Origin of the sequence: Pseudomonas aeruginosa, from assembly GCF_001457615.1 — a bacterium.
In the GTDB taxonomy this organism is placed as follows: domain Bacteria; phylum Pseudomonadota; class Gammaproteobacteria; order Pseudomonadales; family Pseudomonadaceae; genus Pseudomonas; species Pseudomonas aeruginosa.
In genome coordinates this window covers 1,164,990-1,190,675 of record NZ_LN831024.1, presented here as the reverse complement: position 1 = coordinate 1,190,675, position 25,686 = coordinate 1,164,990, and the positions used below count along the sequence as shown (strand labels likewise).

Annotated in this window: 27 protein-coding genes and 1 pseudogene; 11 read left to right on the top strand and 17 right to left on the bottom strand. The window is 64.8% G+C overall.

Annotated features, from left to right (window positions below; all coding sequences use genetic code 11):
- The first annotated feature begins 105 nt into the window (after window positions 1-105).
- The gene (locus AT700_RS05540) at window positions 106-2,958 is read left to right on the top strand and encodes a valine--tRNA ligase (protein WP_003092872.1); all 2,853 of its coding nucleotides are present in this window, start codon (window positions 106-108) and stop codon (window positions 2,956-2,958) included.
- A 46-nt stretch (window positions 2,959-3,004) separates the two neighbouring features.
- Here AT700_RS05540 and AT700_RS05535 read toward each other — a convergent pair whose 3' ends face one another.
- The 5 genes from AT700_RS05535 to AT700_RS30105 form a co-directional block, all read right to left on the bottom strand.
- Window positions 3,005-3,355 (bottom strand): hypothetical protein, encoded by a 351-nt coding sequence (locus AT700_RS05535; RefSeq protein ID WP_003119284.1) that lies wholly within the window; start codon window positions 3,353-3,355, stop codon window positions 3,005-3,007.
- A 240-nt stretch (window positions 3,356-3,595) separates the two neighbouring features.
- On the bottom strand, window positions 3,596-3,979 hold the full coding sequence (locus AT700_RS30120; RefSeq protein ID WP_134304493.1) for a hypothetical protein: 384 nt from the start codon (window positions 3,977-3,979) through the stop codon (window positions 3,596-3,598).
- A gap of 204 nt (window positions 3,980-4,183) precedes the next feature.
- Window positions 4,184-4,627: a hypothetical protein gene (locus AT700_RS30115; protein ID WP_153549419.1), complete on the bottom strand. Its 444-nt coding sequence runs from the start codon at window positions 4,625-4,627 to the stop codon at window positions 4,184-4,186.
- Between the two features lie 7 nt (window positions 4,628-4,634).
- Complete coding sequence (locus tag AT700_RS30110; protein WP_139268180.1) at window positions 4,635-5,171, bottom strand: putative adhesin; 537 nt, start codon at window positions 5,169-5,171, stop codon at window positions 4,635-4,637.
- Complete coding sequence (locus tag AT700_RS30105; RefSeq protein ID WP_153274349.1) at window positions 5,164-5,538, bottom strand: hypothetical protein; 375 nt, start codon at window positions 5,536-5,538, stop codon at window positions 5,164-5,166. The genes AT700_RS30110 and AT700_RS30105 overlap by 8 nt, the downstream gene beginning before the upstream one ends.
- Window positions 5,539-5,999: 461 nt before the next feature.
- On the opposite strand from AT700_RS30105, the gene AT700_RS05530 reads away from it, so the two are divergent.
- The 5 genes from AT700_RS05530 (at window position 6,000) to rlmF (ending at window position 11,801) form a co-directional block, all read left to right on the top strand.
- On the top strand, window positions 6,000-6,977 hold the full coding sequence (locus tag AT700_RS05530; RefSeq protein ID WP_003092876.1) for an ABC transporter substrate-binding protein: 978 nt from the start codon (window positions 6,000-6,002) through the stop codon (window positions 6,975-6,977).
- An 83-nt stretch (window positions 6,978-7,060) separates the two neighbouring features.
- Window positions 7,061-7,951 (top strand): ABC transporter permease, encoded by an 891-nt coding sequence (locus AT700_RS05525; protein ID WP_003092881.1) that lies wholly within the window; start codon window positions 7,061-7,063, stop codon window positions 7,949-7,951.
- Window positions 7,952-7,953: 2 nt separating this feature from the next.
- A complete protein-coding gene (locus tag AT700_RS05520; RefSeq protein WP_003092883.1) occupies window positions 7,954-8,748 on the top strand; it encodes an ABC transporter ATP-binding protein in 795 nt (264 codons plus the stop codon).
- Between the two features lie 118 nt (window positions 8,749-8,866).
- Window positions 8,867-10,699, top strand: a complete 1,833-nt coding sequence (locus tag AT700_RS05515) for an SLC13 family permease (RefSeq protein WP_003100585.1) — start codon at window positions 8,867-8,869, stop codon at window positions 10,697-10,699.
- A 91-nt stretch (window positions 10,700-10,790) separates the two neighbouring features.
- Window positions 10,791-11,801: a 23S rRNA (adenine(1618)-N(6))-methyltransferase RlmF gene (gene rlmF, locus AT700_RS05510; RefSeq protein WP_003092887.1), complete on the top strand. Its 1,011-nt coding sequence runs from the start codon at window positions 10,791-10,793 to the stop codon at window positions 11,799-11,801.
- Between the two features lie 89 nt (window positions 11,802-11,890).
- On the opposite strand, the gene exoS is transcribed toward rlmF, so the two are convergent.
- Window positions 11,891-13,252, bottom strand: coding sequence for a T3SS effector bifunctional cytotoxin exoenzyme S (exoS, locus tag AT700_RS05505; protein WP_003113791.1), 1,362 nt, complete (start codon window positions 13,250-13,252; stop codon window positions 11,891-11,893).
- Between the two features lie 187 nt (window positions 13,253-13,439).
- Between exoS and AT700_RS05500 the strand changes: the two genes are divergently transcribed.
- Window positions 13,440-13,790, top strand: coding sequence for a CesT family type III secretion system chaperone (locus tag AT700_RS05500; RefSeq protein ID WP_003111148.1), 351 nt, complete (start codon window positions 13,440-13,442; stop codon window positions 13,788-13,790).
- Window positions 13,791-14,080: 290 nt separating this feature from the next.
- Here AT700_RS05500 and AT700_RS29160 read toward each other — a convergent pair.
- Both AT700_RS29160 and AT700_RS05490 read right to left on the bottom strand, forming a co-directional pair.
- A pseudogene (locus tag AT700_RS29160) lies at window positions 14,081-14,329 on the bottom strand (DUF2165 family protein); the annotation flags it as partial.
- Window positions 14,330-14,395: 66 nt separating this feature from the next.
- On the bottom strand, window positions 14,396-15,007 hold the full coding sequence (locus AT700_RS05490; RefSeq protein WP_003113789.1) for a glutathione S-transferase: 612 nt from the start codon (window positions 15,005-15,007) through the stop codon (window positions 14,396-14,398).
- A 123-nt stretch (window positions 15,008-15,130) separates the two neighbouring features.
- Between AT700_RS05490 and AT700_RS05485 the strand changes: the two genes are divergently transcribed.
- Complete coding sequence (locus AT700_RS05485) at window positions 15,131-16,027, top strand: LysR substrate-binding domain-containing protein (protein ID WP_003100573.1); 897 nt, start codon at window positions 15,131-15,133, stop codon at window positions 16,025-16,027.
- Here AT700_RS05485 and AT700_RS05480 read toward each other — a convergent pair.
- Window positions 16,017-16,559, bottom strand: a complete 543-nt coding sequence (locus AT700_RS05480; RefSeq protein WP_003100571.1) for a hydrolase — start codon at window positions 16,557-16,559, stop codon at window positions 16,017-16,019. The two genes, AT700_RS05485 and AT700_RS05480, sit on opposite strands and share 11 nt — an antisense overlap.
- A 103-nt stretch (window positions 16,560-16,662) precedes the next feature.
- Between AT700_RS05480 and AT700_RS05475 the strand changes: the two genes are divergently transcribed.
- The 3 genes from AT700_RS05475 (at window position 16,663) to yejK (ending at window position 19,659) form a co-directional block, all read left to right on the top strand.
- The gene (locus AT700_RS05475) at window positions 16,663-17,133 is read left to right on the top strand and encodes a hypothetical protein (protein ID WP_003100569.1); all 471 of its coding nucleotides are present in this window, start codon (window positions 16,663-16,665) and stop codon (window positions 17,131-17,133) included.
- 73 nt (window positions 17,134-17,206) lie between these two features.
- Window positions 17,207-18,562, top strand: coding sequence for a TAXI family TRAP transporter solute-binding subunit (locus AT700_RS05470; RefSeq protein ID WP_003111143.1), 1,356 nt, complete (start codon window positions 17,207-17,209; stop codon window positions 18,560-18,562).
- Window positions 18,563-18,654: 92 nt separating this feature from the next.
- Window positions 18,655-19,659, top strand: coding sequence for a nucleoid-associated protein YejK (gene yejK / locus AT700_RS05465; protein ID WP_003113787.1), 1,005 nt, complete (start codon window positions 18,655-18,657; stop codon window positions 19,657-19,659).
- Window positions 19,660-19,701: 42 nt separating this feature from the next.
- Here the strand turns inward: yejK and AT700_RS05460 are convergent, their stop codons facing one another.
- The 8 genes from AT700_RS05460 to pcsA all read right to left on the bottom strand — a co-directional run bounded on the left by AT700_RS05460 (window position 19,702) and on the right by pcsA (window position 25,576).
- Window positions 19,702-20,613, bottom strand: a complete 912-nt coding sequence (locus AT700_RS05460; RefSeq protein ID WP_003119277.1) for a hypothetical protein — start codon at window positions 20,611-20,613, stop codon at window positions 19,702-19,704.
- An 88-nt stretch (window positions 20,614-20,701) separates the two neighbouring features.
- A complete protein-coding gene (locus tag AT700_RS05455) occupies window positions 20,702-21,454 on the bottom strand; it encodes a VIT1/CCC1 transporter family protein (RefSeq protein ID WP_003105033.1) in 753 nt (250 codons plus the stop codon).
- A gap of 3 nt (window positions 21,455-21,457) precedes the next feature.
- Complete coding sequence (locus AT700_RS05450; RefSeq protein ID WP_003092916.1) at window positions 21,458-22,393, bottom strand: glutathione S-transferase family protein; 936 nt, start codon at window positions 22,391-22,393, stop codon at window positions 21,458-21,460.
- A 120-nt stretch (window positions 22,394-22,513) separates the two neighbouring features.
- Window positions 22,514-23,203: a CatB-related O-acetyltransferase gene (locus AT700_RS05445; RefSeq protein ID WP_003092917.1), complete on the bottom strand. Its 690-nt coding sequence runs from the start codon at window positions 23,201-23,203 to the stop codon at window positions 22,514-22,516.
- A 28-nt stretch (window positions 23,204-23,231) separates the two neighbouring features.
- The gene (locus AT700_RS05440) at window positions 23,232-23,546 is read right to left on the bottom strand and encodes a GIY-YIG nuclease family protein (protein WP_003119275.1); all 315 of its coding nucleotides are present in this window, start codon (window positions 23,544-23,546) and stop codon (window positions 23,232-23,234) included.
- Window positions 23,539-24,240 carry a glutathione S-transferase C-terminal domain-containing protein gene (locus tag AT700_RS05435; protein WP_003092922.1) on the bottom strand — a complete coding sequence of 234 codons (702 nt, stop codon included), beginning with the start codon at window positions 24,238-24,240 and terminating at the stop codon, window positions 23,539-23,541. Before AT700_RS05435 ends, AT700_RS05440 begins: the two co-directional genes overlap by 8 nt.
- Before the next feature lie 66 nt (window positions 24,241-24,306).
- Window positions 24,307-24,789 (bottom strand): nuclear transport factor 2 family protein, encoded by a 483-nt coding sequence (locus AT700_RS05430; RefSeq protein ID WP_003113784.1) that lies wholly within the window; start codon window positions 24,787-24,789, stop codon window positions 24,307-24,309.
- Window positions 24,790-24,859: 70 nt separating this feature from the next.
- Window positions 24,860-25,576, bottom strand: a complete 717-nt coding sequence (gene pcsA, locus AT700_RS05425; RefSeq protein ID WP_003105024.1) for a phosphatidylcholine synthase — start codon at window positions 25,574-25,576, stop codon at window positions 24,860-24,862.
- Between the last annotated feature and the right edge of the window lie 110 nt (window positions 25,577-25,686).

Genomic DNA, 25,686 nt, shown 5'->3' with positions numbered 1-25,686 from the left:
CGCCCGCCGCGGCCCGCGGCCTTACCCCCGGGCCGCCATCCCCGCTATACTCCCGGACTTTCTTCGCATTTTCCCCAGCCATATTCAGCTTTGGTCCCCTTTCGCATGGACAAGACTTACCAGCCGCACGCCATCGAGACTTCCTGGTACGAGACCTGGGAGTCCAACGACTACTTCGCTCCGAGCGGCGAAGGCCAGCCCTACACCATCATGATCCCGCCGCCGAACGTGACCGGCAGCCTGCACATGGGCCATGGCTTCAACAACGCGATCATGGACGCGCTGATCCGCTACCGCCGCATGCAGGGCCGCAACACCCTGTGGCAGCCGGGCACCGATCACGCCGGCATCGCCACCCAGATGGTGGTCGAGCGCCAGCTCGGCGCCCAGGGCGTGAGCCGCCACGACCTCGGCCGGGAGAAGTTCCTGGAGAAGGTCTGGGAATGGAAGGAACAGTCCGGCGGCAACATCACCCGGCAGATTCGTCGCCTGGGCTCCTCGGTGGACTGGTCGCGCGAGCGCTTCACCATGGACGACGGCCTCTCCGAAGCGGTCAAGGAAGCCTTCGTGCGCCTGCATGAAGACGGCCTGATCTACCGCGGCAAACGCCTGGTGAACTGGGACACCAAGCTGCACACCGCGATATCCGACCTGGAAGTGGAAAACCACGACGAGAAGGGCCACCTCTGGCACCTGCGCTACCCGCTGGTGAACGGCGCGAAGACCAGCGAAGGCCTGGATTACCTGGTGGTCGCCACCACCCGTCCGGAAACCCTGCTGGGCGACGCCGCGGTCGCGGTGCACCCGGAAGACGAGCGCTACGCCAAGCTGATCGGCCAGTTCGCCGAACTGCCGATCGTCGGCCGGCACATCCCGATCATCGCCGACGAGTACGTCGACCGCGAATTCGGCACCGGCTGCGTGAAGATCACCCCGGCCCACGACTTCAACGACTACGAAGTGGGCAAGCGCCACGACCTGCCGCTGATCAACATCTTCGACAAGAACGCCGCGGTGCTGGCCCAGGCCCAGGTGTTCCACCTCGACGGCAGCGTCAACCCGAACCTCGACCCCAGCCTGCCGCAGAGCTACGCCGGCATGGACCGCTTCGCCGCGCGCAAGGCCATCGTCGCCGAGTTCGAGGCCATGGGCTTGCTCGAGAAGGTCGACGACCACGCGCTGAAAGTACCGAAGGGCGACCGCTCCGGCACCGTCATCGAGCCCTGGCTGACCGACCAGTGGTACGTCAGCACCAAGCCGCTGGCCGAAGACGCCATCGCCGCCGTGGAAGACGGCCGTATCCAGTTCGTGCCCAAGCAGTACGAGAACATGTACTTCTCCTGGATGCGCGACATCCAGGACTGGTGCATCAGCCGCCAGCTCTGGTGGGGCCACCGCATCCCGGCCTGGTACGACGAGGCCGGCAACGTCTACGTCGGCCGCGACGAGGTCGAGGTGCGCACCAAGCACAAGCTCGGCAACGAGGTCGAGTTGCGCCAGGACGAAGACGTTCTCGACACCTGGTTCAGCTCCGGCCTGTGGACCTTCTCCACCCTCGGCTGGCCGCAGCAGACCGAGTTCCTCAAGACCTTCCACCCCACCGACGTACTGGTCACCGGCTTCGACATCATCTTCTTCTGGGTCGCGCGGATGATCATGCTCACCATGCACCTGGTGAAGAACCCCGACGGCACCCCGCAGATCCCGTTCAAGACCGTCTATGTCCACGGCCTGGTGCGCGACGGCCAGGGCCAGAAGATGTCCAAGTCCAAGGGCAACGTGCTCGACCCGCTGGACATCGTCGACGGCATCGACCTCGATACCCTGCTGCAAAAGCGCACCAGCGGCATGATGCAGCCGAAGCTGGCGGAGAAGATCGCCAAGCAGACCCGCGCCGAATTCCCCGAAGGCATCGCCAGCTACGGCACCGACGCCCTGCGCTTCACCTTCTGCTCGCTGGCCTCCACCGGCCGCGACATCAAGTTCGACATGGGCCGCGTCGAAGGCTTCCGCAACTTCTGCAACAAGATCTGGAACGCCGCCAACTTCGTCATCGAGAACACCGATGGCCAGGACACCGGGGTCAACGGCGAGCCAGTCGAGCTGTCCTCGGTCGACCGCTGGATCATCTCCCAGTTGCAGCGCACCGAGCAGGAAGTCACCCGCCAGCTCGACGCCTTCCGCTTCGACCTGGCCGCCCAGGCCCTCTATGAGTTCATCTGGGACGAGTACTGCGCCTGGTACCTGGAGCTGGTCAAGCCGGTGCTGTGGGACGAGAACGCCCCCATCGAGCGCCAGCGCGGCACTCGTCGCACCCTGATCCGCGTGCTGGAGACGGCCCTGCGCCTGGCGCACCCGTTCATGCCGTTCATCACCGAGGAAATCTGGCAGCGCATCAAGGGCCAGGCCGGCAAGGAAGGTCCGACCCTGATGCTGCAACCCTGGCCGGTGGCCGACGAAGGCAGGATCGACGCCGCCGCCGAAGGCGACATCGAGTGGGTCAAGGCGCTGATGCTCGGCGTGCGGCAGATCCGCGGCGAGATGAACATCTCCATGGCCAAGCGCATCGACATCATCCTCAGGAACGCCTCGCCCAGCGACCACCGCCGCCTGGCCGACAACGAGCCGCTGCTGATGAAACTGGCCAAGCTGGAAAGCATCCGCGTGCTGGAAGCCGGCGAGGAAGCGCCGATGTCCGCCACCGCCCTGGTCGGCGACATGGAAGTATTGGTGCCGATGGCCGGCCTGATCGACAAGAGCGCCGAACTGGGGCGCCTGGACAAGGAGATCCAGCGCCTGGAAGGCGAGGTCAAGCGCGTCGGCGGCAAGCTGTCCAACGAAGGCTTCGTCGCCAAGGCCCCGGCCGACGTGATCGAGAAGGAACGCGCCAAGCTCGCCGAGGCCGAACAGGCCCTGGCCAAGCTGGCCGAGCAACGGCAGAAGATCGCCGCGCTCTAAGCACTCTCGCCAAGGTACGGGGCTGCGGCCTCGTACCTTTCTCCCCTCAGGCGCCGCTGTCTATCTGCGCCGAAGTGATCTGGCATACCGCGTTCACCGTGGCGCTGGCCGAATAGGCGATCTCCGGCAGTTTGTTCTGTGTGGCCTGGGCGCTCAGCATCAGCGACAGCATGGCCTTGCCGGCATCGGTATTCATCGGCGGCAGGCGCATCAGGCCAAAGCCGCAATCCGCCGCTCCCGGCTTGCTGACGATGCAGCCCCAGCCTCCACCCGGAGAATTCGCGTCCACCATGAAGCCCACGCGCATGATGGTAACGTTGTTGACTTTTTTATCGATGGCGTGGGCTGACATTGATGTGAATAGCAGCCATAGCAATACAACCACTCTCTTGCCCATATAACCTCCTAAATGCCATTTTTCAACGATATACAAAGCATTTCTTCACCACCCCACTAAAAAATCAGTATCCTGGCCATAGAAACCGTCTTAAATCTAGAAACAGAAAACACCAACAAAAAGTTTCAAACCAGCCATAACAAAAAAACACAATAACAACACTCACTGCAAAAACTTAAAAACCCGCTCTATCAACCAACTAAAGCAACTATGCTTTTAGAAAAACCAATACACAAGTAGTTACCCACCTATTTTTCTCAATACTGAAAAAGCTTTATGCCTGTTTTTTTGATTGGCGCTCCGCCCCTCAACCACCCCCTTCAAGCGTGCTAGTAGTAGATCACTGGCTTCTGCTCCTCCTTGCTCTATCCAAGAAAGTGCCAAACCAATCCAGTAGTCAGACTCACTATCTAGTCCCACCAAAACAACATTTAAGTAACAAAATCCCCGCCCAAGCTTTTCCCTAACCTCTTCGTAAGGTTTCTCCAATAAAACCAGAACCCTCCAAAAACTCTCTTCCTCCTGGAGAAAAAAAACCTGATCCCCCACGGACAAATACCACAACCCTTCTGAATTACACCGTAGCGCCATATCACCTTTAGTATAATATTCAAAATCAGCCATCACATCCCTCTCTGGTGCTCAACCTTCACGTCATACTTCCTGACTGAACCAAAAAAACTTATGCTTTTTCTGACCGACCTCCCCATAACCTTCCAGCCCCTCATTGACAAAGAACCCTAGCTTGGCCCTTAAAGCCTGAAAAACTTTCAGAAGAATCTTATCAATAGGTTGGAACAGACCTAATAACCGCAAGACTCGATAAATCTAAAAATGGCCAGCCACAAGCCCCACATATACCTCCTGGGCTTTATAGCCAATTTCCAAATCAACAGCCATCACCGCCTCCGAATACATCTGTGGAGGGCAATAATCATGCTCTTCAATATAATGAAGTATCAACGAAGGAGATGCAAAATATGCTCCTTTCTCAACTCCAGGAATCCATATTTCAGAAAAACCCAAACCAACATCTCCCACGAACAAATCCCGACATCCAGCGACTACACACTCATGTGCGCTCATTACTCTATTAACGTGGAAATCAACCGCCCCCTCCGACATAATTATCAACTTCAATTTATCAAGCAATCCAGAACTTACCCGCCCCCTGGAGTACTGCTGCCCTCTTCCTAACCAACCTATGTTTCTTACACTACCTAACGGCCTCAAAAGAAAATACGAATAAAAAGACATGTCTGGGAAATACATAAATCACCTACCTCGCAAATGTTGTACAAGCAGCCCACTGCACGCATCCCATCCCAAGCTGTAATAGTTTTTCCAAGGGGGTACTGAACTCAACAGTCGTTGAGTTTCCATCGATATGCAATGCTGGACCTCTAGCAGCTGGAGCACTTAGAGTATAGTTAGGAATCTCAGCACGCGGCAAATAAGTAGCCATGCCTTCAATATCACCTGCAAGTCTCGGATTAATTTTTGCAGCCTGCGCCAAACCAGCCCAATCACCCAATTCAATAAATCGACCGGTTTCATCCAGAATATTAATTCCAGGCCTTGGAAGAGTTATGTACGGCCCATCAGGCACCCAAAAATCCCCGCTACCGAAAACATATTTACCGTGCCCTGCGAACGCTTTCCCACTACCCCCAGAAAGTATACCAGCAGCATATTTATGGCCACCACGCCCTCCTAGACCGCGCTCCGCTCCCGAGACGGCCCCGAACATAAAGTCAAAACCTACAGAAACTATTGCGCGCCCGACAGGAAGAAAGACACTGCCAACATCAAACAAGCCACCGCCAGCACTGATCGATATTTTTATAAGATATTAACTCACTAAACCCTTCACCCCAAATAGCTTGAGAAGCCCAGTTATTCGAAAGATATTGAACACCTCCGGCAACTGGATTGACCCATGACATAGACTGAGAAAAGGATAGCCCTCCTTTTAAAATGCCCAGGCTAAATTCGAAGCCACTTTCCGGACCATTCCCCATCCACAAGTTGCTCAAGAACAACCAACTATTATCAATAACTGGCGAGTACCAACTTTTGGACGAAGAAATCTCCTCCAACGCATACCCTGTCGGATCCACACTGGCGATCGGATTATTCCAGCCATAGGAGTAACGGTTGTAGGCCTGCGCCGCTATAGACACGGAAGTTTGCCGAACGCCAGCCAGCGGCGGTCGCGTCCCCGACCATGAGACAGATCGCCACGGCGACGATCCACGCACTCCAACGCCCCACCATGCATCCCCCAGAGCCCACCCCCATGGCAGGCACGCAGACCGGGCGCAAAGCACCGCTCCCAGGCAGGCGGTGCGGTACGCGTCCTTGCAACTCGGGAGACGTGTACCACAAGGCCATCAATTGGCCACATATCTTTGGTTGGGCTCGAAACCGATGACCTTCTGTTCGGAGGCCACGCGGGCCCTCATCGAATTTTCGCAAAGGCAGGCACTCCCCCTTGCCCCCCAGCGGTAATCCCACCGCAAGAAAAAACATCAAACCTGCTGACGACTTGCGCGAAAAATGCGATGTTTCGGCCACGCTGTACCCGCACCGCCCAATCAGAACAATTCGCTACAGCGCGCCAATACAATCAGGAGATCGCCGCATGATGCAGGCCTATAAGAATAAATGGTTGCCCCTCAGTGCCCTGGCCCTTGGCATGGCCCTGTCCTTCGGCGCCAACGCCGAAGAGCAGAAGTCGGTGGCCGTGACCGCCATCGTCGAGCACCCGGCGCTGGACGCCGCTCGCGACGGGGTCAAGGAGGCCCTCCAGGAGGCCGGCTACGAAGACGGCAAGAACCTCAAGTGGCAGTACCAGAGCGCCCAGGGCAACACCGGCACCGCCGCGCAGATCGCCCGCAAGTTCATCGGCGACAAGCCCGACGTGATCGTCGGCATCGCCACTCCGTCGGCCCAGGCGCTGGTGGCCGCGACCAAGAGCATCCCGATCGTCTTCAGCACCGTCACCGACCCGGTCGGCGCGCACCTGACGCCGAGCTGGGAAGCCTCCGGCACCAACGTCACCGGGGTTTCCGACATGCTCGCGCTGGACAAGCAGATCGAGCTGATCAAGAAAGTGGTGCCGGGCGCCAAGCGCATCGGCATGGTCTACAACCCGGGCGAAGCCAACTCCGTGGTGGTGGTCAAGGAGCTGAAGGAACTGCTGCCGAAGATGGGCCTGAGCCTGGTCGAAGCCTCGGCACCGCGTTCGGTGGACGTCAGCTCGGCGGCGCGCAGCCTGGTCGGCAAGGTCGACGCGATCTACACCAACACCGACAACAACGTGGTGTCCGCCTACGAGGCGCTGGTCAAGGTCGGCAACGACGCGAAGATCCCGCTGATCGCCTCCGACACCGACAGCGTCAAGCGCGGCGCCATCGCCGCCCTCGGCATCAACTACAAGGAGATGGGCAAGCAGACCGGCCGCATGGTGGTGCGCATCCTCAAGGGCGAGAAGCCGGGCGAGATCAAGCCGGAGACCAGCGACAACCTGCAGCTGTTCGTCAATCCCGGGGCCGCGCAGAAGCAAGGCGTGACCCTGTCCGACGAACTGCTCAAGTCGGCCGCGGAAGTCATCAAGTAAAAAAAGCGGCCGCCGGCCGCGGGCGTCCCGCCCGTGGCCGGACGGCACGATAATCCTGCCTTCACGCACTCGGTTACGAAGTCATGTCTCTGTTTTCCCTGTTCGGTGCCCTGGAGATCGGCCTGATCTTCAGCCTCGTGGCACTCGGCGTATTCATCTCCTTCCGCCTGCTGCGCTTCCCCGACCTCACGGTGGACGGCAGCTTCCCGCTCGGCGGCGCGGTCTGCGCGACCCTCATCGCCCTTGGCTGGGACCCGTACAGCGCGACCCTGGCGGCCACCGCCGCCGGTGCACTGGCCGGGCTGGCCACCGGCCTGCTCAACGTCAAGCTGAAGATCATGGACCTGCTCGCCAGCATCCTGATGATGATCGCGCTCTACTCGATCAACCTGCGCATCATGGGCAAGCCCAACGTACCGCTGATCGCCGAGCCGACATTGTTCACCCTGCTGCAGCCGGAATGGCTCAGCGACTACGTGTTCCGCCCGCTGCTGCTGGTGTTCATCGTGATCGCCGCGAAGCTGCTGCTGGACTGGTTCTTCACCACCCAGAAAGGCCTGGCGATCCGCGCCACCGGCTCCAACCCGCGGATGGCCCGTGCCCAGGGGGTCAACACCGGCGGCATGATCCTGCTCGGCATGGCCATCTCCAACGCGCTGGTGGCGTTGGCCGGCGCGCTGTTCGCGCAGACCCAGGGCGGCGCCGATATCTCCATGGGTATCGGCACCATCGTCATCGGCCTGGCGGCGGTGATCGTCGGCGAGAGCATCCTGCCCTCGCGCCGGCTGATCCTGGCGACCCTCGCGGTGATCCTCGGTGCCATCGTCTACCGCTTCTTCATCGCCCTGGCGCTGAACAGCGATTTCATCGGCTTGCAGGCCCAAGACCTGAACCTGGTCACCGCGGTGCTGGTCACCGTCGCCCTGGTGATTCCGATGATGAAGAAACGCCTGCTCGGCAAGAAGGGAGCCTGACCATGCTCAGCGCGAAGAACCTGAAGATCACCTTCAACCCCGGCACCCCCATCGAGACCCGCGCCCTGCGCGGCCTGTCGCTGGACATCCCGGCCGGCCAGTTCGTCACCGTGATCGGCTCCAACGGCGCCGGCAAGTCGACCTTCCTCAACGCAGTCTCCGGCGACCTGCCGATCGACAGCGGGCAGATCCTGATCGACGACGAAGACGTCACCCGCAAGCCGGTCTGGGCCCGCGCCAACCGCGTCGCGCGGGTGTTCCAGGACCCCATGGCGGGTACCTGCGAGGACCTCACCATCGAGGAGAACATGGCCCTGGCGCAGCGTCGCGGTGCCGGTCGCGGCCTCGGCAGGGCGGTGCAGGCATCGATGCGCGACGGTTTCCGGGAAAGCCTGGCGACCCTCGGCCTCGGCCTGGAGAACCGCCTCGGCGACCGCATCGGCCTGCTCTCCGGCGGCCAGCGCCAGGCCGTCAGCCTGCTGATGGCGGCGCTGCAGCCGTCGCGTATCCTGTTGCTCGACGAACACACCGCGGCGCTCGACCCGCGCACCGCCGACTTCGTCCTGCATCTCACCGCACGGATCGTCGCCGAGAAGAAACTCACCACCATGATGGTCACCCACAGCATGCGCCAGGCGCTGGACGTGGGCGAGCGCACGGTGATGCTGCACCAGGGCCAGGTGGTGCTGGACGTCTCCGGCGAGCAACGCAAGGGCCTCGACGTACCGGACCTGCTGGCGATGTTCGAGAAGGTGCGCGGCGAGAAGCTCGCCGACGACGCCCTCCTCCTCGGCTGACAGGGCCGCGGCGCCTCTCCGCGGCGAAGCGGGGAGGCGCCGTCGACCTGCAGCAGATCAAGGCGCGATCCGCGTCCGTCTGCCACACTCGCAGGCATCCTCCCGCTCAGATGCCCGCATGAACCTCGAACTGCTCTGGGTGGTCGGCCTGCTCGCCACCACCGTCGCCCTCTTCATCCACAACCGCCTGCGCCTGGACGTGATCGCCCTGCTGGTGATCATGGCCTTCAGCGTCAGCGGAACCCTTACCCTCAACGAAGCCCTGGCCGGCTTCAGCGATCCCAGCGTGATACTGATCGCCGCGCTGTTCGTGATCGGCGAAGGCCTGGTGCGTACCGGGGTGGCCTACCAGGTCGGCGACTGGCTGATCGCCCGCGCCGGCAGCAGCGAAGCGCGCCTGCTGGTACTGCTGATGCTGGCGGTGGCCGGGTTGGGCTCGGTGATGAGTTCCACCGGGGTGGTGGCGATCTTCATCCCGGTGGTCCTGAGCATCGCCGCCAAGCTGAAGATCCCTCCGGGCCGGCTGATGATGCCGCTGGCCTTCGCCGGACTGATCAGCGGCATGATGACCCTGGTCGCCACGCCACCGAACATGGTGGTCAACAGCGAGCTGGCGCGCGAGGGTCATGCCGGCTTCGGCTTCTTCGCCTTCACCCCGATAGGCCTCATGGTGCTCGCCATCGGCGTGGCCTACATGCTGCTCACGCGCAACTGGCTGAACGCCGCCAGCCCGGCGGAAGTCGGCGCGCCGAAGGCACGGCGGACCCTGCGCGACCTGATCCGCGACTATCGCCTGGCCGGCCGCGAACGGCGCCTGCAGGTCCAGCTCGGCTCGCCGTTGATCGGCAGCACCCTGGAAGAACTGCAACTGCGCACCCGCCTGGGCGCCAACGTGGTCGGCCTGGAGCGGGTACGCAAGTTCCACAGCGAGGTGGTCAAGGTCGGCGGCAGCACCGAGCTGAAGGCGGGCGACGTGTTGCTGCTGGACGTCTTCGCCCCTCCGGAGGACATGGACCGGCGCTGCGCCGAGCTGAACCTGGTGCGCCTGCCGTTCCGCGCCAGCTACTTCATCGACCAGTCGCGGGAGGTCGGCATGGCCGAGGTGACTCTGCCGCCGGACTCCACCCTGCTCGGCAAGAGCGTCCTGGAACTGGGCTTCCGTTCGCAGTACGGGCTCAACGTGGTCGGCCTGCGTCGCGACCACGAAGCGCTCACCGACGGCATGCTGGAAGAGAAGCTGCGCCTGGGCGATACCCTGCTGGTGATCGGCGCCTGGAAGGCGATCCGCCAGTTGCAGGGACGCAACCGCGATTTCCTGGTGCTCAGCCTGCCGGCGGAGATCGACGAGGTGGCGCCGGCCCTGAGCAAGGCGCCGCACGCCCTGCTCAGCCTGGCCGTGATGGTGGCGCTGATGGTCAGCGGGGTGGTGCCCAACGTGGTCGCGGCACTGGTCGGCTGCCTGTTGATGGGCCTGTTCCGTTGCATCGACATGGACGGCGCCTACCGCGCCATCCATTGGCAAAGCCTGGTCCTGATCGTCGGCATGCTGCCCTTCGCCCTGGCCCTGCAGAAGACCGGCGGTATCGACCTGGTGGTCTCGCTGCTGGTCGACGCCCTCGGCGACGCCGGCCCGCGCGTGCTGCTGGCCAGCCTGTTCCTGCTCACCGCGGCCATCGGCCTGTTCATCTCCAACACCGCTACCGCGGTGCTGATGGCGCCGATCGCCATCGCCACCGCCAAGCAGATCGGCGCCTCGCCCTACCCCTTCGCCATGGTGGTGGCGGTGGCGGCCTCGGCAGCCTTCATGACGCCGATTTCCTCGCCGGTGAACACCCTGGTGCTGGGCCCTGGCCAATACCGCTTCGGAGACTTCGTCCGGATCGGCGTGCCATTTACCCTGCTGGTGATGTTCGTCTGCGTGCTGGTGATTCCGTGGCTGTTTCCATTGTGACCGGGCCAGGAGCGCGCCGCTCGGCAGAAACACTGGCCAGCCTCCGGCGGATGTGAATAATGCCCGCCTCGCCGTCACGGAAACCGAGAACATGCCCCGCCCGACCAGCCCGCATCCCGACGCCGAGCGCAAGAGCGCCAGCCCGCTGCACCCGCGCAATCGCCACCTGGGACGCTACGACTTTCCGCGCCTGATCGCCGGCAGCCCGGAACTGGAGCGCTTCGTCATCCTCAATCCGTACGGCAGGCAGAGCATCGACTTCGCCGATCCGGCGGCGGTGAAAGCCTTCAACCGCGCGCTGCTGCAACAGTTCTACGACGTACGCGAGTGGGATATACCCGATGGTTACCTGTGCCCGCCCATTCCCGGTCGCGCCGACTACCTGCACTACCTGGCCGACCTGCTCGGCGCCAGCCACGATGGCCTGATTCCACGCGGTCCCGGCCTGCGTGCGCTGGACGTCGGAACCGGAGCCAACTGCATCTACCCGCTGCTCGGCCACCACGAATACGGCTGGCGCTTCGTCGGCGCCGACATCGACCCGCAATCGCTGGCCTCGGCCGCTGCGATCCTCGCCGCCAACCCACGCTTCGCCGCTGCCATCGAGTTGCGCCGGCAGCCTGATCGCAGGCAGATATTCCAGGGCCTGATCGGCGTCGATGAGCGCTTCGACATGACCCTCTGCAACCCGCCCTTCCACGCCTCGCTGGACGAAGCCACGCGCGGCAGCCGGCGCAAGTGGAAGAACCTCGGCAAGCTCGACCCGACCCGTACCCTGCCGCTACTGAACTTTGGCGGCCAGGGCGCCGAGCTGTACTGCGAGGGCGGCGAAGCGGCCTTCCTGGCCGGCATGGCCGAGGAAAGCCGGGCGTTCGCCACGCAGGTGTTCTGGTTCACCACCCTGGTATCCAAGGCGAGCAACCTGCCGAACCTCCAGGAGCGCCTGAAGACGTTGGGCGCCAGCGATATCCGCGTGGTGGACATGGCCCAGGGACAGAAGCAGAGCCGCTTCGTCGCCTGGACCTACCTCGACAAGAAGCAGCGCCGGGCCTGGCGCAAGGAGCGCTGGACAGCAGCCCTCCTGGAACCACTGGGCGAATAGCCAGCACGCCTCTCCACCCAGATCCGCTGCCGAGCCAAGAATCGGACACCCCAAGGTGTCCGTTCGTGACGTCTTTCTTTTACGACCGGTCAGGCCAGATCAAGGCCACGCATCCTCAGGCGTACATCCTGTTCCTGGACCTCGCCTGAACGTTCCGGTTTGCTTGCCAGGTCGAGAGCATCGAGCAGTCCCTGGCTATGGCCACTCTGCTCCCCCAGGGCCGCCTCTTCGAGGACCCGGCGGGTCACTCCCTGCTCATCGCTGGCGCTCAGCAGCACGCGCATGTCGGTCTCTTTGTTATAGAGAATCTCTTTTTCATTCTTGTAGTTCGATATCCCGCTGACATCGATTCCGGACCTGCCGAACACGGTGGATATCGTGCCCTGCCCGAAGCTCCTCGCGACACCGGGGTTCAGGGAGGTGGAGAGATAGCCGTCGTCGTGGCCAACCTTGCCCTCTTCCACGGCGTTGAAGGCATCCCCGCCACGGGTGCCACGGAAAGTCTTCACTACCTGTTCAGCCTGTCCGCTCTTCTCGAAGGCCGCGGACATACCTTGGTCGATCAGCTTTTGTCCCGCATCCAGCTCCTGCCCCTGACGCAGAGCGCGATTCAGGTCCGCGTAGTGAATGCCGGTGTAGAGACCAAGCGCCATCACTTCGGCGTCACTGTGGATGCCACCAGGCTGTCTGCCCAGGTACTTTTCCGCATCCGCCCCGAACCGCTTCACCAGGCCATCCGCCAGCGCCTTGTCGGCCGATACTCTGCTGACCTCGCTCTCTACCGCTTGGCGCAACAGTGCGACCTCGCTCATTACCTGATGCAACTGGTCGGTGATTTCGCGCCGCAGTTCCGGGCTTGCGTCGAGCACCAGTTGACTCGCGGCACCGCCGGTGGTGCCCCACTGCTGCAGCGCGATCCCGCCGATGCTCCGTTCGAGCAGGCGGCCAGCCTGGATACGGGACTCCTCGACCTGGCTGCCGGCACGAATGCCGGCCAAGGCGGTGCTCAGCGAACGCAGCGCCCCATCTCCGCTGGCCAGGCGGGAGTGCTCCCGGGCCAGTCCTTCCGGTGTCAGGGTCGCCAGCTCGCTCGCCTTGTCGAGTCCCTTCAAGGTCATGGGCAATGCCTGCTGCAGCACCATCTGCTTGAACACGACGGCCGAGGACATGACCGCAGGCTGCGCGTCCTGACTGGGCTGCGGCCCGGTGCGGGCGTGGGAGCCCAACAGTTTGCCCAGCCAGTCCATGATCGCCACGAAGGGACGCACGAGCGCCGCGCCCAGGCGAGCGAGCAGCCCCTCACCCTTCGGCGCGTCCTGGCGCTGGGCCAACTGCTGCGCTTCACTGGGGGTGGCGACCTGGCGGGCCTCAATCTGTCCCAAACGCCCACTGGCGGCCTGGTGCAATTCGACGGCGAAAGACGGACTCTGCTGAAGCGATTGAATATGCATGATGGTTGCCTTCTCCTGATGTTTCTCCGCCAGTCTAGGAACGGGAAACCCCATCGCCTATCAGGATTGGCCGCCGTTTTTTCACTGGAATCGGCAGCGGCAAAACCTAAAAAAAGAGAACCACGATTAACAGTCTCTCCGGGCTGGCACTGCTCTAATGGCCGCCTCCAGTGACTCGGAACACGCCATGAATCCACTCTACCGCGCCGCCATCCACCAGCTTTTTCTCGCTCTCGATCTCCCGACGCCCAATGACGAGGAGAGCGTACTCAGCCTGCAGGTGGGCCCGCATCTCTGCCATCTGGCAGAACATCCGACCGATCATCTGTTGATGTTCACCCGCCTGGAAGGACAAGGAGACGCTACGGCCAGCGAGCAGAACCTGTTCAGCCAGGACCCTTGCAAGCCGATCCTGGGCCGCGACCCCGAAAGCGGCGAACGGCTGCTCTGGAACCGCCAGCCCTTGCAGTTGCTGGACAGGGCCCAGATCCACCATCAACTCGAACAACTGGTCGCCGCCGCCGAAGAGCTGCGCTGAGCCCAGTCGGGCGAAAGGAGCCGATGCCGCAGGTTCTGCTTTCCTCGAAGAACCCCGGGGCTGAACTCCAGTGACCATGCCGAGCCAGCCGGAGCACCTGCCCTCGAGGCAGCCGGCTGCCACTGCCCGGGGGCAGTTCCAACTGCGTCAGCCCATGCAGCGCGTGCGAACAGAGGGGAGCCGAGGGATCGGGTGGCAGGAGCGAGATGCGACTTCGCGCTATCGACGGGCGTCCGGCTCGCTCCACTGTCGCCGTCCTCGCGCCCTGCTCCTCGTACCGGCAGTCCCCATCAGTTCCAGCGGACGTTGAGCACGAAGAAGTTCGCCAGCACCCAGACCACCAGCAGCAGGTGGGTCAGTTGCAATCCCTCCTGGCGGATCCAGTAGCCGAACCAGAGCCCGCCCAGCAGCATGCCGAAGAGCAAGCCGAGGGCCGCGCTCAGGACCAGGCTGAGCCAGGGCCGGGCCGCCTCCAGGCCGGCGCCGAACAGCAGTTCGCAACAACCGGTCCGGGCCGTGACGACGGCAGCGACCTGCAGCGAACCGAGGCCGGGCGCAGGCGGAATCGAGCCGTTCGAGGGGCGCCAGCCTGGCCCCTCGCGGGCTCAGACCGGCGGCGTCTCGAGGAACACCGGCAACCCTTCCGCATAATCCGAATAGCTTGCCAGTTCCGGGTATTCGCTGGCGGCGACCCGCTCCGCGACCACCAGTTGGCTGAAGCGCCAGGCCACTGCAACAGTCACCCCGACCAGCTCGATGCCGCCGTCGCGTGCCAGCGGCTCCTGGCGCAGCGCTGCCTCCAGCCAGTCGTAGGCCGCCAGCAACTGCCCCTCCACCCGCTCCAGCCAGGGGCCATGGCGGCGTTCCTCGGGACGCAGGTTCAGTTCGTAGTAGATCTGCACGGATTTCTCGCAGGCCACCAGCGCCGCACCGATCAGACTCAGCGCCCGTGCACGGGCCTGCGGCCGTTGCGGCAGCAGACTGCGTTCGCGGCCGGCCAGGCACTCCAGGTAATCGAGGATCAGGCTGGAGTCCATCAGCACGGTGCCATCGTCCAGCACCAGCGTGGGCGCCTTGACCATCGGGTTGAACAGGCTGAACGCCTGGAAATTGCGGAACACCGACAGCGGCCGGTGCTCGTAGGGCAGGTCCAGCAGGCGCAGGGCGATGGCGACCCGGCGCACAAAAGGCGAATCCAGCATACCGATCAGTTGCATCGCGGCATCCTTTGTCGATGATTAAGCGCCGCTAAGAGGGCGACGCCTGGGAAAATCACTCTAGTCGTTGCACAACGCGAAAAATATCGAGATAAATTCAGCGAATCCTTTAGAAAAACTTACATGAGCGACCTCCCTCCCCTCACCGCCCTGCGCAGCTTCGAAGCGGTCGCCCGGCTCGGCAGCATCAGCCAGGCCGCCAGCGAGCTGCACGTCACCCACTCAGCGATCAGCCAGCAGATCAAGCTGCTGGAAAACCTCCTCGGCCTGGCCCTGTTCGTCCGCGAGGGGCGCGGCCTGCGCCTGAGCGAGAACGGCCGGTTCTACGCCCTGCAGGTACGCGCCTCGCTGGGCGAGATCGCCGACGCCACGCGGGTGGTGCGGGCGCGTCCACGGGAGGGTGAGCTGGTGGTCACGGTGATGCCGTCCTTCGGCCTGAACTGGCTGCTGCCGCGCCTGCCGCGCTTTCGCGAGCGCCATCCGCACTGTCGCGTGCGGCTGGTGGCCAGTCTTGACGTGCAGAACCTGCGCCAGGGCCTGGCCGACCTCGGCGTACGCATCGGCAAGGGCGACTGGGAAGGGGTCGGTCGGGAACGCCTGTTCGACGACGAGTTGCTGATGGTCGCCGCGCCCGACTTCAACGGCGGCCGCCTGCCGCGCACGCCGAGCGAGATCGTCGCCTGCCCTACACTGCGCTCCACCGAATCCTGGGCGCTCTGGTGCCAGCGCGCCGGCGTGGCGGAACCGCAGCACGGACTGCTGATCAATGACTCGAACCTGCTGCTGGAAGCCGTGCGCCTGGGCCAGGGCATCGCCCTGGAGCGTCGCAGCCTGGTCGCCGGCGCCCTCGCCGAGGGCCGCCTGGTGCAACTGGGCGACATCCGCGTGCCCTACCCCTATCCCTACTGGCTGGTCTGGCCGCAGCGCGAGCCGCCGAGCGACCGCCACCAGGCCTTCGCCGACTGGCTGCGCGAGGAGGCCCGGCGCTACCAGGCCGAGCAACCGCCGCTCAGCGAATGAAGTTGCGGCTGATCTCGCGGAAGCGGTCGCTGCCGGCGCGTTCCATCCATTCGAAGGCGACCATCTCCCGCGACACGATCATCGCCCCGGCCTGGCGCATCCGCTCCACGGCCAGCGCCTTGTCGCTCGGCCGCCGCGAGCCGATCGCCTCCTCCACGACGAACACTTCGCGACCACGGCCAAGCAGGTCGAGCACGGTCTGCAGCACGCAGACGTGCGCCTCGCTGCCGCAAACCACGAACTGCCGGCGGTCGCCGCCGGGCGCGCGCAGCAGGGCGCCGTCGGCGGCGGCCGAGAAGTCCAGCTTCTCGAGGATCTGCGTGGGCTCCAGCTCATCGCGCAGGGCCGCCACCGTCGGCCCCAGGCCCTTGCTGTACTGCTCGCTGGCCAGCACCGGCACGTCCAGTGCGCGGGCCACGCGCAACAACCACTGGCTGTACTCGACCAGCGCCGGACCGTCGTCGATGGCCGGCAGCAGGCGTTCCTGGATATCGACCACCAGCAGGGTCGAGGTTGCGGCGCGGATCAGCATGGCGTCCTCCTTCGGTTCGACGTCTCGGTTCGTCTGGCTTAGGCTTGCACGGCACGGGCGCCATGGACAGCGCGTCCTCCCACAACCCTAGCAGGAGCCTGCGATGAATATCAGCCTGCATTTCGAATCGCGCCTGCAGGCCAGCCCCGAACAGCTCTGGCGGTGGATCACCTCGGTGGACGGGATACTCCGCGAGATACGCCCGTTGCTGAGCATGAGCGTACCGCCCGGTATCCGCAGCCTCGAAGACCTGGAGGTAGTGCCCCGGCGCCCGCTGTTCCGCAGCCACATGCGCCTGTTCGGCTTGCTGCCGCTGGGCACTTCGCAACTGACCCTGCTGGAGCTGACGCCCGGCCACGGCTTCATCGAACAGTCGCCGATGACCGGCATGCGCCTCTGGCGCCACGAGCGACGCATCCTGCCGACACCGGGCGAGGCCGGGGAATGCCTGCTGGTCGACCAGTTGACCGTGCGCCCGCTATTCGCCGCCGGACTGGTACGCTGGTTCCTCACCCGCATCTTCCGGCATCGCCACCGGGTGCTCTGCCGGCAGTTCCGCACGGACCGCCGGTGACCCTCGGCTACGCTGAGGAGTGCGCCCGCCCGCATCCGTCATACCCTTCTGGAGAGCAGCACAAGGACCGCTCATGAATCGCATCAAGCACCTGCTCAAGGACCTCGCCATCCTGATCCGCGCCAACCTCTGGCTGATCCCGGTGATCGCCGCCCTGGTCGCCGCGGTGTTCTATTTCGTCGCCCCACCGCCGCCGATGAGCGCGACCATGGCCACCGGCGCCGAGGGCGGCGGCTACGCCGTGTTCGCCGGCAAGCTCCGGGAAAAGCTCAAGGAGCAGGGCTTCGAACTGAAGCTGGTGCCTAGCGCCGGCTCGCGCGACAACCTGGAGCGCCTGCTCGGCACCGGCGAGGTCGACATCGCCCTGGTCCAGAGCGGCCAGGAGCGCCAGCTCGAAGCCGGGCAGGCGCGCCAGTTGCAGACCCTCGGCGCGGTCTACCAGGAACCGCTCTGGCTGTTCCACCGCAGCAACGTGCACATCGACCAGCTCAGCGACCTGCTGCACCTGCGCCTGGCCATCGGCAGCGACGGCAGCGGCACCCGCGCCGCCACCGAGGCGATCCTGCAGGCCAACGACATCGCCCCGGGACACTATCCGATCACCTGGGAAGCCCGCGGCGGCAACGCGGTGGTCGACGACCTGCTGGCCGGCAAGCTGGACGCGGCGTTCATCGTCGGCCCGGCGGAGAACCCGGCGATCCAGAAATTGGCCGACAACGACCAGCTTCGCCTGGTCAACTTCCGCCGCAGCGCCGCCTACGAGGCGCGCCTGCCGTTCCTCAAGCGGGTCGAGGTCGGCGAAGGCCTGCTCAACCTGCCGCGCAACGTGCCGGAACGAAACATCAGCACCCTGTCGCCGGTGGCCACCCTGGTGATCAACGAACGCTTCCACCCGGCGCTGATCCCGCTGGTGCTGGAAGCCGCGCGCGAGGTGATGAAGGACGGCAGCCTGCTCGACAAGCCCGGCGCCTTCCCCAGCGCCGAGCCGCGCACCCTGCGCCTGCACGAGGACGCCGAGCGCTACTACAAGAGCGGCCTGCCGCTGCTGCAGCGCTACCTGCCGTTCCGCATCGCCTCCCTGGCGGACCGCTACATCATCCTGCTGATCCCGTTCATCGCCATCCTCATCCCGCTGATGAAGTCCATCGGCCCGCTGTATCGCTGGCGCATCCGCGCGCGCATCTACCGCTGGTACCGCTACATCCGCGACATCGACCGCAAGCTCGACAGCGGTACCGACGCCGAGCAACTGAGAAGCGAGATCGAGCGGCTGGAGAAACTGGAGAGCGAGCTGAACACCGTGGAGGTGCCGCTCTCCTACTACCACGAGCTGTACGAGCTGCACCTGCACCTGAACTTCGTGATCAAGCGCCTGCACGGTCTGCAGGAACGCCAGGCGACGCAGGCAGAAGCCGGCAACCTCGGGTAAACTGGCCGATCCGCGGGCGCGCCAGCGGCGTGTCCCGCAGCGTCGCGGAAACCTGCGCGGCGCCGCCGATTACCTGAAAGGTCGAACCTGACATGCCGATCCATCACGCCATCGTCCACCTGATCGAGAAGAAGCCCGACGGCACCCCGGCCGTGCTCCACGCGCGCGACGCCGAGCTGGGCGACTCCCAGGCCATCGAGAACCTGCTGGCCGACCTCAACGAAAGCTACAACGCCAAGAACAAGGCCTGGGGCTTCTTCCAGGGCGAGTCCGGGGCCTACCCGTTCAGCGGCTGGCTCGGTGAGTACCTGGAGGGCGATCGCGACTTCGTCGGCTTCAGCCGCGAAGCGGTCGAGCACCTGCAGAAGCTGATGGAGGAGTCCAATCTCTCCACCGGCGGCCACATCCTGTTCGCCCACTACCAGCAAGGCATGACCGACTACCTGGCGATCGCCCTGCTGCACCACAGCGAAGGCGTGGCGGTGAACGAGTCGCTGGAGGTCACCCCGTCGCGCCACCTGGACCTCGGCCAGTTGCACCTGGCCGCGCGGATCAATATCTCCGAATGGCGCAACAACAAGCAGTCGAAGCAGTACATCTCGTTCATCAAGGGCAAGGGCGGGAAGAAGGTCTCCGACTATTTCCGCGACTTCATCGGCTGCCAGGAAGGGGTGGATTCGCCGAGCGAGACGCGCACCCTGCTGAAAGCCTTCAGCGATTTCGTGGAAAGCGAGGACATGGCCGAGGAACAGGCCCGCGAGAAGACCGAGACGCTGGTCGACTACGCCACCTCCCAGGCGCGCATCGGCGAGCCGATGACCCTCGACGCGCTTTCGGAACTGATGGACGACCAGCAACCGCGGGCGTTCTACGACTACATACGTAACAAGGACTACGGCCTGTCGCCGGAAATCCCGGCGGACAAGCGCACCCTCAACCAGTTCCGCCGCTTCACCGGCCGCGCCGAAGGCCTGTCGATCAGCTTCGAGGCGCACCTGCTGGGCTCCAAGGTGGAATACGACGAAGAGCGCGACATGCTGATCATCCGCCAGTTGCCGACCCAGTTGAAGGACCAGCTCAAGCGGCGCAAGGACTGACCCGCGCCGCCCCGGAGCGCCGCCGGCGCTCCCTTTCCCTCCTCAGCCGCAGGCCCAGTCGAAGCGCATGTCGCGGAAATCGAGCTGGGCGTTGCCGCCGCCGAAGTTGTAGCCGCCCAGGTATTCCTCGAACTCTACGTAGAAGGGACTCATCTCCGGCACGCCCTGCACCGGACGCATGGTGCCGCCGATATGGTTCGGCAGGTGCCCTTCCACCCAGGGATGCTCGCGGTAGTTGTCGCGCTCGATCTTGCCGTCCAGCCAGTAGTGCGGCAGCTGGTAGCCGCCGTCGCCGTATTCGCTGGGCACCACCCCGGCGTTGGGGTCTTGCGCCCGCGCCGTCCAGCGCAGCGGGTAGCGTTGCTGGTGGCCGGCCGCCGGGCGGCCACCGAGGGCGCGCAGCAGGTAGTAGTCGTCCTCCGCCCAGTCCGGCACGAAGCTGGCCGCCGAACCAGCCTCCAGCCACTGCGGCGGCTCGGTCTGCGCCAACAGCGGGTTGCCCGCCGGCAGCGCCGGCGGCTGGCAGGGCGCGCCGCTGAATTCAGCGGCGTCGAGCAGGATCAACGCATAGGCGCCGCCGAGGATGTCCTCCATCCGATGCAGACGCGGATGGCTATTGCGCCCGGCCTCCCAGAACGGCCGCAGTTCCGCTTCGGCCGGCGGTTGCGCGGGCGGATCGATGAGCATCTCGCGAATGCCGTCGACGCTGGTCGGTCCACCGTCGTTCTGGTCCGGGGCGAGGGAGAAGAAGCTCAGCGCGACGATCTCCGGGCCATGCACCCGGTAGTCCTCCGGCAGCAGCAGGGTGAAGCCGTGCATCAGCGGATAGCCGGTGTCCGGATCCAGCGGCCACTGCTCCGGACGGATGCCCGGCGGCAGGCCGAAGCACCAGCCGTGGTTGGCTTCGCCGGCGTGCGCGGCGTCGTTGACGATTTCGATGTCGTAGGCGTTCATGGCCACTCCCTGGTCGGTTTTTCCTGTTCCCGGCCACGCCGGCCGGGTGTCGCAGTGTAAAACGGAGTCCCCGGCAGGCGAAGGACTTTCAGCCCAGGCCCACGCCGAGCGCGGTGCCCAACCCATAGGTGAAGGCCGCGGCAAGGGTACCGACCAGCACCTGGCGCAACGCCGAGAACGCCAGCGGCCGCCCGGTGAAACGGGCGGTGACCGCGCCGCTGAACAGCAGCGCAAGCAGGCTGGACAGCAGGCTTGCGACCAGCGCCGCGGCACCGTCGAGGAACAGGAACGGCGCCACCGGCACCAGGGCGCCAAGGGAAAACAGCAGGAACGACGTGCCCGCCGCGTTCCACGGGTTGCCGCCCAACTCCGTCGGATCGATGCCGAGGGCCTCGCGGGACAAGGTGTCCAGCGCGCCACGACCGTCGTTCATCAGTTGCAGGGCCACGCGCCGGGCGGACACCTCGCTCAGCCCCTTGGCAGTGAAGATATCGATCAGTTCCTGGGTCTCGGTGTTCGGGCAGAGCCTGAGCAGGCGTTCTTCCTCGGCGATGCGCTTGCTCGCCATCTCGCGGGCGTTGGTCACCGACAGCCACTCGCCGAGGGCCATCGAACAGGCCCCGGACACCAGTCCGGCCATCCCGGTGAGGACGATGGACGAATGCGCCATGCTCGCACCCGCCACGCCCATCACCAGGCACAGGTTCGACACCAGGCCATCGTTGGCACCGAGCACCGCGGCGCGCAGCTTGGTGCCGGCGTCGCGGTCCGGCCTCGCCTCGGGCAACGCGCACTGCGGCGGATCGGCGTCCGGCCGCAGCGGCGGGGTCTCCGCCGGCATGCCTCAACGCGCCTCGATGCGAAAGCCCAGGCGCGGGAAATGCACATGCACGGTACCCGCCCGCGGGTCTTCGCGGCGCAGGATGAGTTCCTCGCTGCCGGCGAAGAGCAGTTCGCCCTGTACCGCGTCGACACCGTAGTCGGTGGCGGCGATGGCGACCGCCTGGCCGGGCAGGAAACCGTTGGGGTCGCTGAAGGATTCGTCCGGCAATGCCGCGGGCTGGCTGCCGCGAGCCACCTCCAGGGCTTCCTCCGCACTCATCTCGGCTGGCGCGCCATGGCCGAAGCCGAGCACCCGTCCCAACCAGGCCTGCACCTGCGGGTAATCGTCGACCAGCGGCGCGGTGACCGGCGTGCCCTTGAGGAACCACAGGCAGTGCGCCACGGCGAAGTCGGCGACGGACGCTTCGCCGAACAGGAAATCGCCGTCCTCGCGCGACAACTGGCGCTCCAGTCGCGCCATGAATGCCGGCCACTGGTGGCGCGCCTGTTCCAGCGGCAGGCGGCCGGCGCTGCCGCCGCTGAATAGCTGGCTGCGATCGGCCATGAAGGCCTTGAGGAATTCCGGCGGCAGCTTGCCGAAACGCACGGCGATGGACTCCGGGGCGAACGCCAGGCTTACCGCGTGCTGGAACAGCACCGCGTCGGCCCACTGGGCGAAGCTCGCGGCGACCATCTCCTGGCCTTCGGGGAACAGCGCCGGGACCGCCTTTTCCTGCTCCAGGCGACGGGCGATCAACGCGGTATCGCAATACACATCGGCGCCGACCTGCAACACCGGGGTCTTCCGATAGCCGCCGGTCAGCGCCACCAGGTCCGGCTTGGGCATCACCGGCGGAATCATCACCGAGCGCCAGGACAGTTGCTTGAAACCGAGCAGCAGGCGCGCCTTCTCGGCGAAGGGCGAAGTGGGATAGTGATGCAGGATCAGCTCTGACATGGGCGCCTCCGGGCGGATGTGAGGCACCAGCTTAGCGCGGCAGGGAAAACACGCCTATGACAATCCGGGACATGAAGGGCACCCCATCGCCTGGCCCGATGGGCCTGGCGATGGGCGCGCTCAATCCAGCCGGCACCCCTGGCGGGTGATGGTCATCCGCCGGTACGCCGCACGCGGCGCCTCGCGCGCCTCCAGGGCGGCGAGGAACTCCCGGGGTCGGTCCAGCGGCAGGCCGGTGAGGAAGGCGCTATCCAGCTCCCACCAGCGTGAGGCGAGCAGGCCCTCGATGATCTCCGGCGGATGCCGGTAGCGGATCACCTGCGCCGGAGTCCCGGCGACGATGGCATAGGGCGGCACGTCGCGAGTGACCACGGCGCGCGTGGCGATGATCGCCCCAGTCCCGACCTTGACCCCTTCCATCACCATCGCGCTGTGTCCGATCCAGACGTCGTGGCCGATTTCCGCGTAGCTCAGCGCCGGCTCGTAGCGCAGCGCGGTGCCGGTGTGCTGGAAGGGGTGGCTGCTCACCCAGTCGCTGGGATGGGTATGTTTTTCCTGGCCGATGAAGCAGTCCGAGCCGATCGAGCAGAAACGCCCGATGGACGCCACCAGGGACAGGTCGGTGCCGCTGCGCACATAGCTGTAGGCGCCGATCTCCAGCCTCGGCGGGACGATGCGCAGGTGGCCGAGTTCGACCTGCTCCTCGAGCACCAGCGTGGTGCGCTTGCCGACACTGGCCGGGCCGCCGGCCAGCTTGCAGCCGCGGCGGCGGATCCAGCGTTTCCACCAATGATTCTTCAGGTAACCCACGAATACCCCATGACCGCAGATGAACGTCCTAGATTGCCGGCTCGCCGACCTCGCGCAACACCGGTACGCCGACCAACAGGCGCTCCTTGGCGCGCTTGCTCAGGGCCTTGATCGCCCGCTCGCGGCGCAGGGCGTCGCCCTTGCTGGCGCAGGCCTCGACGTAGACCAGCGCGCGGGCGGGGCTGGAATGGAAGAACCGCGCGCCCTTGCCGCTGCAATGAGTGTCGAAGCGGCGCAGCGGATCGTCGCTGATGCCGCAGTACAACGCGCCGTTTTCCGCCCTCACCAGGTAGACCGACCAACACTTCCCGATCGCCGCCGTGGCGGCCGTCGCCTCACTCACTCCAGACCCGCTCCCGCATCCGCTCGCAATACGCCACCAGGCGCGGATAGCCTCGCGCCACATGGCTGAGTGGGGTATCCAGGGTCGCCTCGATGAGGTTGGCGAGGATACCGTAAGCGGCGGCATCGGCGCTGCACGGATGTTCGCCGCCGTAGTACGGGACCTGGCCAAGCAGGCCGTCGAGGGCATCGAGGTCGTCGCGGGCGAAGGCCAGCAGTTCGTCCCTGCCGTGGACCCCGAGTCCCTGCGCCCTGAGGGTAGCGCGGACCTTGCGGCGCATGGCCCAGGCCACCGCGTCGCGCACGCCGAATGGCAGCGAGCCGAAGAATACCGGCTTGAGCACGCGCCAGCTGTCCTCATCGAACCAGCGGAAATACAGCATCAGGTAGTACAGGTGTTCGTCGCACAGGCGCGTGATCGCCCGTGCCCAGCCCTTGCCCCGGGCATCCAGGCCTGCGTCGAGAGTGACCCCGTAGCGCTCGCCGAGGGTACGGATGACGATCTCGCTGTCACCGATCGCCTCGCCCTCGATACGCACGTAGGGCAGCTTGCCCTTGGGCGCCTTGCGCGGGTCGCTGACGACCTTCACCTGATACTCCAGGCCGGCCAGGCGCAACCAGGTTTCCAGTTTCAGGCAGTAGGGACTGGCATTGGGTACGTTGAATGCGGCGGGAAACTGGAAGAGCGTGATCATCGCGGCGTCCTGCGGGTTGTCCGCGGCGAGCTTAGGAGATTATCCGCGCTTCGGCCACCGACAGCCTCAGCCGGCCGCCGGATGGGCAGCCTGGTAGGCGGCCAGGCCCTTGCGCGCCTGCCCGCGGATCGCCCGCTGCACCGGCGGCGCCCAGCCCAGCAGCAGGCCCTTGGCGCCAAGCGCCTGGCGGCTCCAGCGCCACAGGTCGAACTGGTCGCGATGCTCGACGATCAAACCGTCGGCGAAGCGGAAACGGGCCTCGATGCGATTCTCCACCCTGCGCCCGGTCTGGGTGAACAGGTAGTGGGCCACCCATTGCGCACGCCCCTCGTTCTCGTCGGCGCGGACGTTCGCGTAGTCCAGGCGGAAGTCCCGCGCCCGGCTGGTCAGCAGGCGCCACATGTCGCCCACCTCGCGCCCGCGCAGTTCGCCGAAGGCCGGGTCGTGGAAGGTCGCCTGGGGAGCGTAGCAGGCCGCCATGGCCTCGCCGTCGAGGCGCTGGAAGGCCTGGTAGAAGCGCTCGATCAGTTCGGCGTTGGGGTGGGCCATGCGGGGTTCCTTGCGATGATAGGGACTTGCCAGGCGTCCCCAGGCGGGAACGCCGTCGTGCCGGGTCGTTTCAGCCGAACCACTCGCGGGCGCTGCGCCAGAGGCAGATACCGACGAAATAGGCCGAGGCGGCGAACCACAGGCCGAGCAGGATCGGCAGGTCGGCCGGCTGCTGGACGATCAGCAGACCGCTGCTGATCAGCCAGACGAAAGTCACGGCGATGTTCAGCGGCATGAACTGGCGCACGCGGAACGGGTGGAGGAACTTCATCCGGGTCAGGGTCAGGGCAGCCAGCACCAGCACCGTGGCGAGGTTGACCCAGGGGTGCAGGTCGAGCACGTAGAAGTACACCGCCACCACGTTCCAGGCGGCCGGGAAGCCGACGAAGTAGTTATCGGTGCTCTTCATGTTGACGTTGCAGAAGCAGAACAGCGATGAAACCAGGATCACGCCCACCGCCAGCAGCTCGAAATGCTCCGGCAGGGGGATGTAGCGGTAGATGAAGATGGCCGGGATGAACACGTAGGTCAGGTAGTCGATCACCAGGTCGAGCACCGAGCCGTCGAAATGCGGCAGCATTTCCTTGACTTCGTACTTGCGCGCCAGGGTGCCGTCGAGGCCGTCCACCAGCAGGGCCAGGCCGAGCCAGAGCAGGCAGGCCTGGGGTTTGTTGTCGACCAGCGCGAGCAGGGCCAGCAAGGCCAGGATCACGCCACTGGCGGTGACGGCGTGGACGCCCCAGGCCTTGGCTTTGTTGATGGGAGTCATCGATAGGTTCACGGGCATTTCTCTTGTTCGGTGTTCGGCATGACGCGTCGCTCTATAGTGCACCGGCACCGGTGCGTCTGTCTGTTATCGGATTGTCGGTGCTGGCGAGAGTTCAGCCAGCCCCGCCG

Coding starts and splice junctions, on each gene's coding strand:
- AT700_RS05450 (WP_003092916.1), bottom strand. CDS start 22,393: ATGTCAGAGCTGATCCTGCATCACTATCCCACTTCGCCCTTCGCCGAG.
- pcsA (WP_003105024.1), bottom strand. CDS start 25,576: ATGCCCGTGAACCTATCGATGACTCCCATCAACAAAGCCAAGGCCTGG.
- AT700_RS30115 (WP_153549419.1), bottom strand. CDS start 4,627: ATGTATTTCCCAGACATGTCTTTTTATTCGTATTTTCTTTTGAGGCCG.
- AT700_RS05430 (WP_003113784.1), bottom strand. CDS start 24,789: ATGGCCCACCCCAACGCCGAACTGATCGAGCGCTTCTACCAGGCCTTC.
- AT700_RS05530 (WP_003092876.1), top strand. CDS start 6,000: ATGATGCAGGCCTATAAGAATAAATGGTTGCCCCTCAGTGCCCTGGCC.
- AT700_RS05480 (WP_003100571.1), bottom strand. CDS start 16,559: ATGCTGATCCGCGCCGCAACCTCGACCCTGCTGGTGGTCGATATCCAG.
- AT700_RS05520 (WP_003092883.1), top strand. CDS start 7,954: ATGCTCAGCGCGAAGAACCTGAAGATCACCTTCAACCCCGGCACCCCC.
- AT700_RS05485 (WP_003100573.1), top strand. CDS start 15,131: ATGAGCGACCTCCCTCCCCTCACCGCCCTGCGCAGCTTCGAAGCGGTC.
- AT700_RS05490 (WP_003113789.1), bottom strand. CDS start 15,007: ATGCAACTGATCGGTATGCTGGATTCGCCTTTTGTGCGCCGGGTCGCC.
- AT700_RS05515 (WP_003100585.1), top strand. CDS start 8,867: ATGAACCTCGAACTGCTCTGGGTGGTCGGCCTGCTCGCCACCACCGTC.
- AT700_RS05435 (WP_003092922.1), bottom strand. CDS start 24,240: ATGATCACGCTCTTCCAGTTTCCCGCCGCATTCAACGTACCCAATGCC.
- yejK (WP_003113787.1), top strand. CDS start 18,655: ATGCCGATCCATCACGCCATCGTCCACCTGATCGAGAAGAAGCCCGAC.
- AT700_RS05525 (WP_003092881.1), top strand. CDS start 7,061: ATGTCTCTGTTTTCCCTGTTCGGTGCCCTGGAGATCGGCCTGATCTTC.
- AT700_RS30120 (WP_134304493.1), bottom strand. CDS start 3,979: ATGGCTGATTTTGAATATTATACTAAAGGTGATATGGCGCTACGGTGT.
- rlmF (WP_003092887.1), top strand. CDS start 10,791: ATGCCCCGCCCGACCAGCCCGCATCCCGACGCCGAGCGCAAGAGCGCC.
- AT700_RS05540 (WP_003092872.1), top strand. CDS start 106: ATGGACAAGACTTACCAGCCGCACGCCATCGAGACTTCCTGGTACGAG.
- AT700_RS05470 (WP_003111143.1), top strand. CDS start 17,207: ATGAATCGCATCAAGCACCTGCTCAAGGACCTCGCCATCCTGATCCGC.
- AT700_RS05500 (WP_003111148.1), top strand. CDS start 13,440: ATGAATCCACTCTACCGCGCCGCCATCCACCAGCTTTTTCTCGCTCTC.
- exoS (WP_003113791.1), bottom strand. CDS start 13,252: ATGCATATTCAATCGCTTCAGCAGAGTCCGTCTTTCGCCGTCGAATTG.
- AT700_RS05535 (WP_003119284.1), bottom strand. CDS start 3,355: ATGGGCAAGAGAGTGGTTGTATTGCTATGGCTGCTATTCACATCAATG.
- AT700_RS05455 (WP_003105033.1), bottom strand. CDS start 21,454: ATGCCGGCGGAGACCCCGCCGCTGCGGCCGGACGCCGATCCGCCGCAG.
- AT700_RS05475 (WP_003100569.1), top strand. CDS start 16,663: ATGAATATCAGCCTGCATTTCGAATCGCGCCTGCAGGCCAGCCCCGAA.
- AT700_RS05460 (WP_003119277.1), bottom strand. CDS start 20,613: ATGAACGCCTACGACATCGAAATCGTCAACGACGCCGCGCACGCCGGC.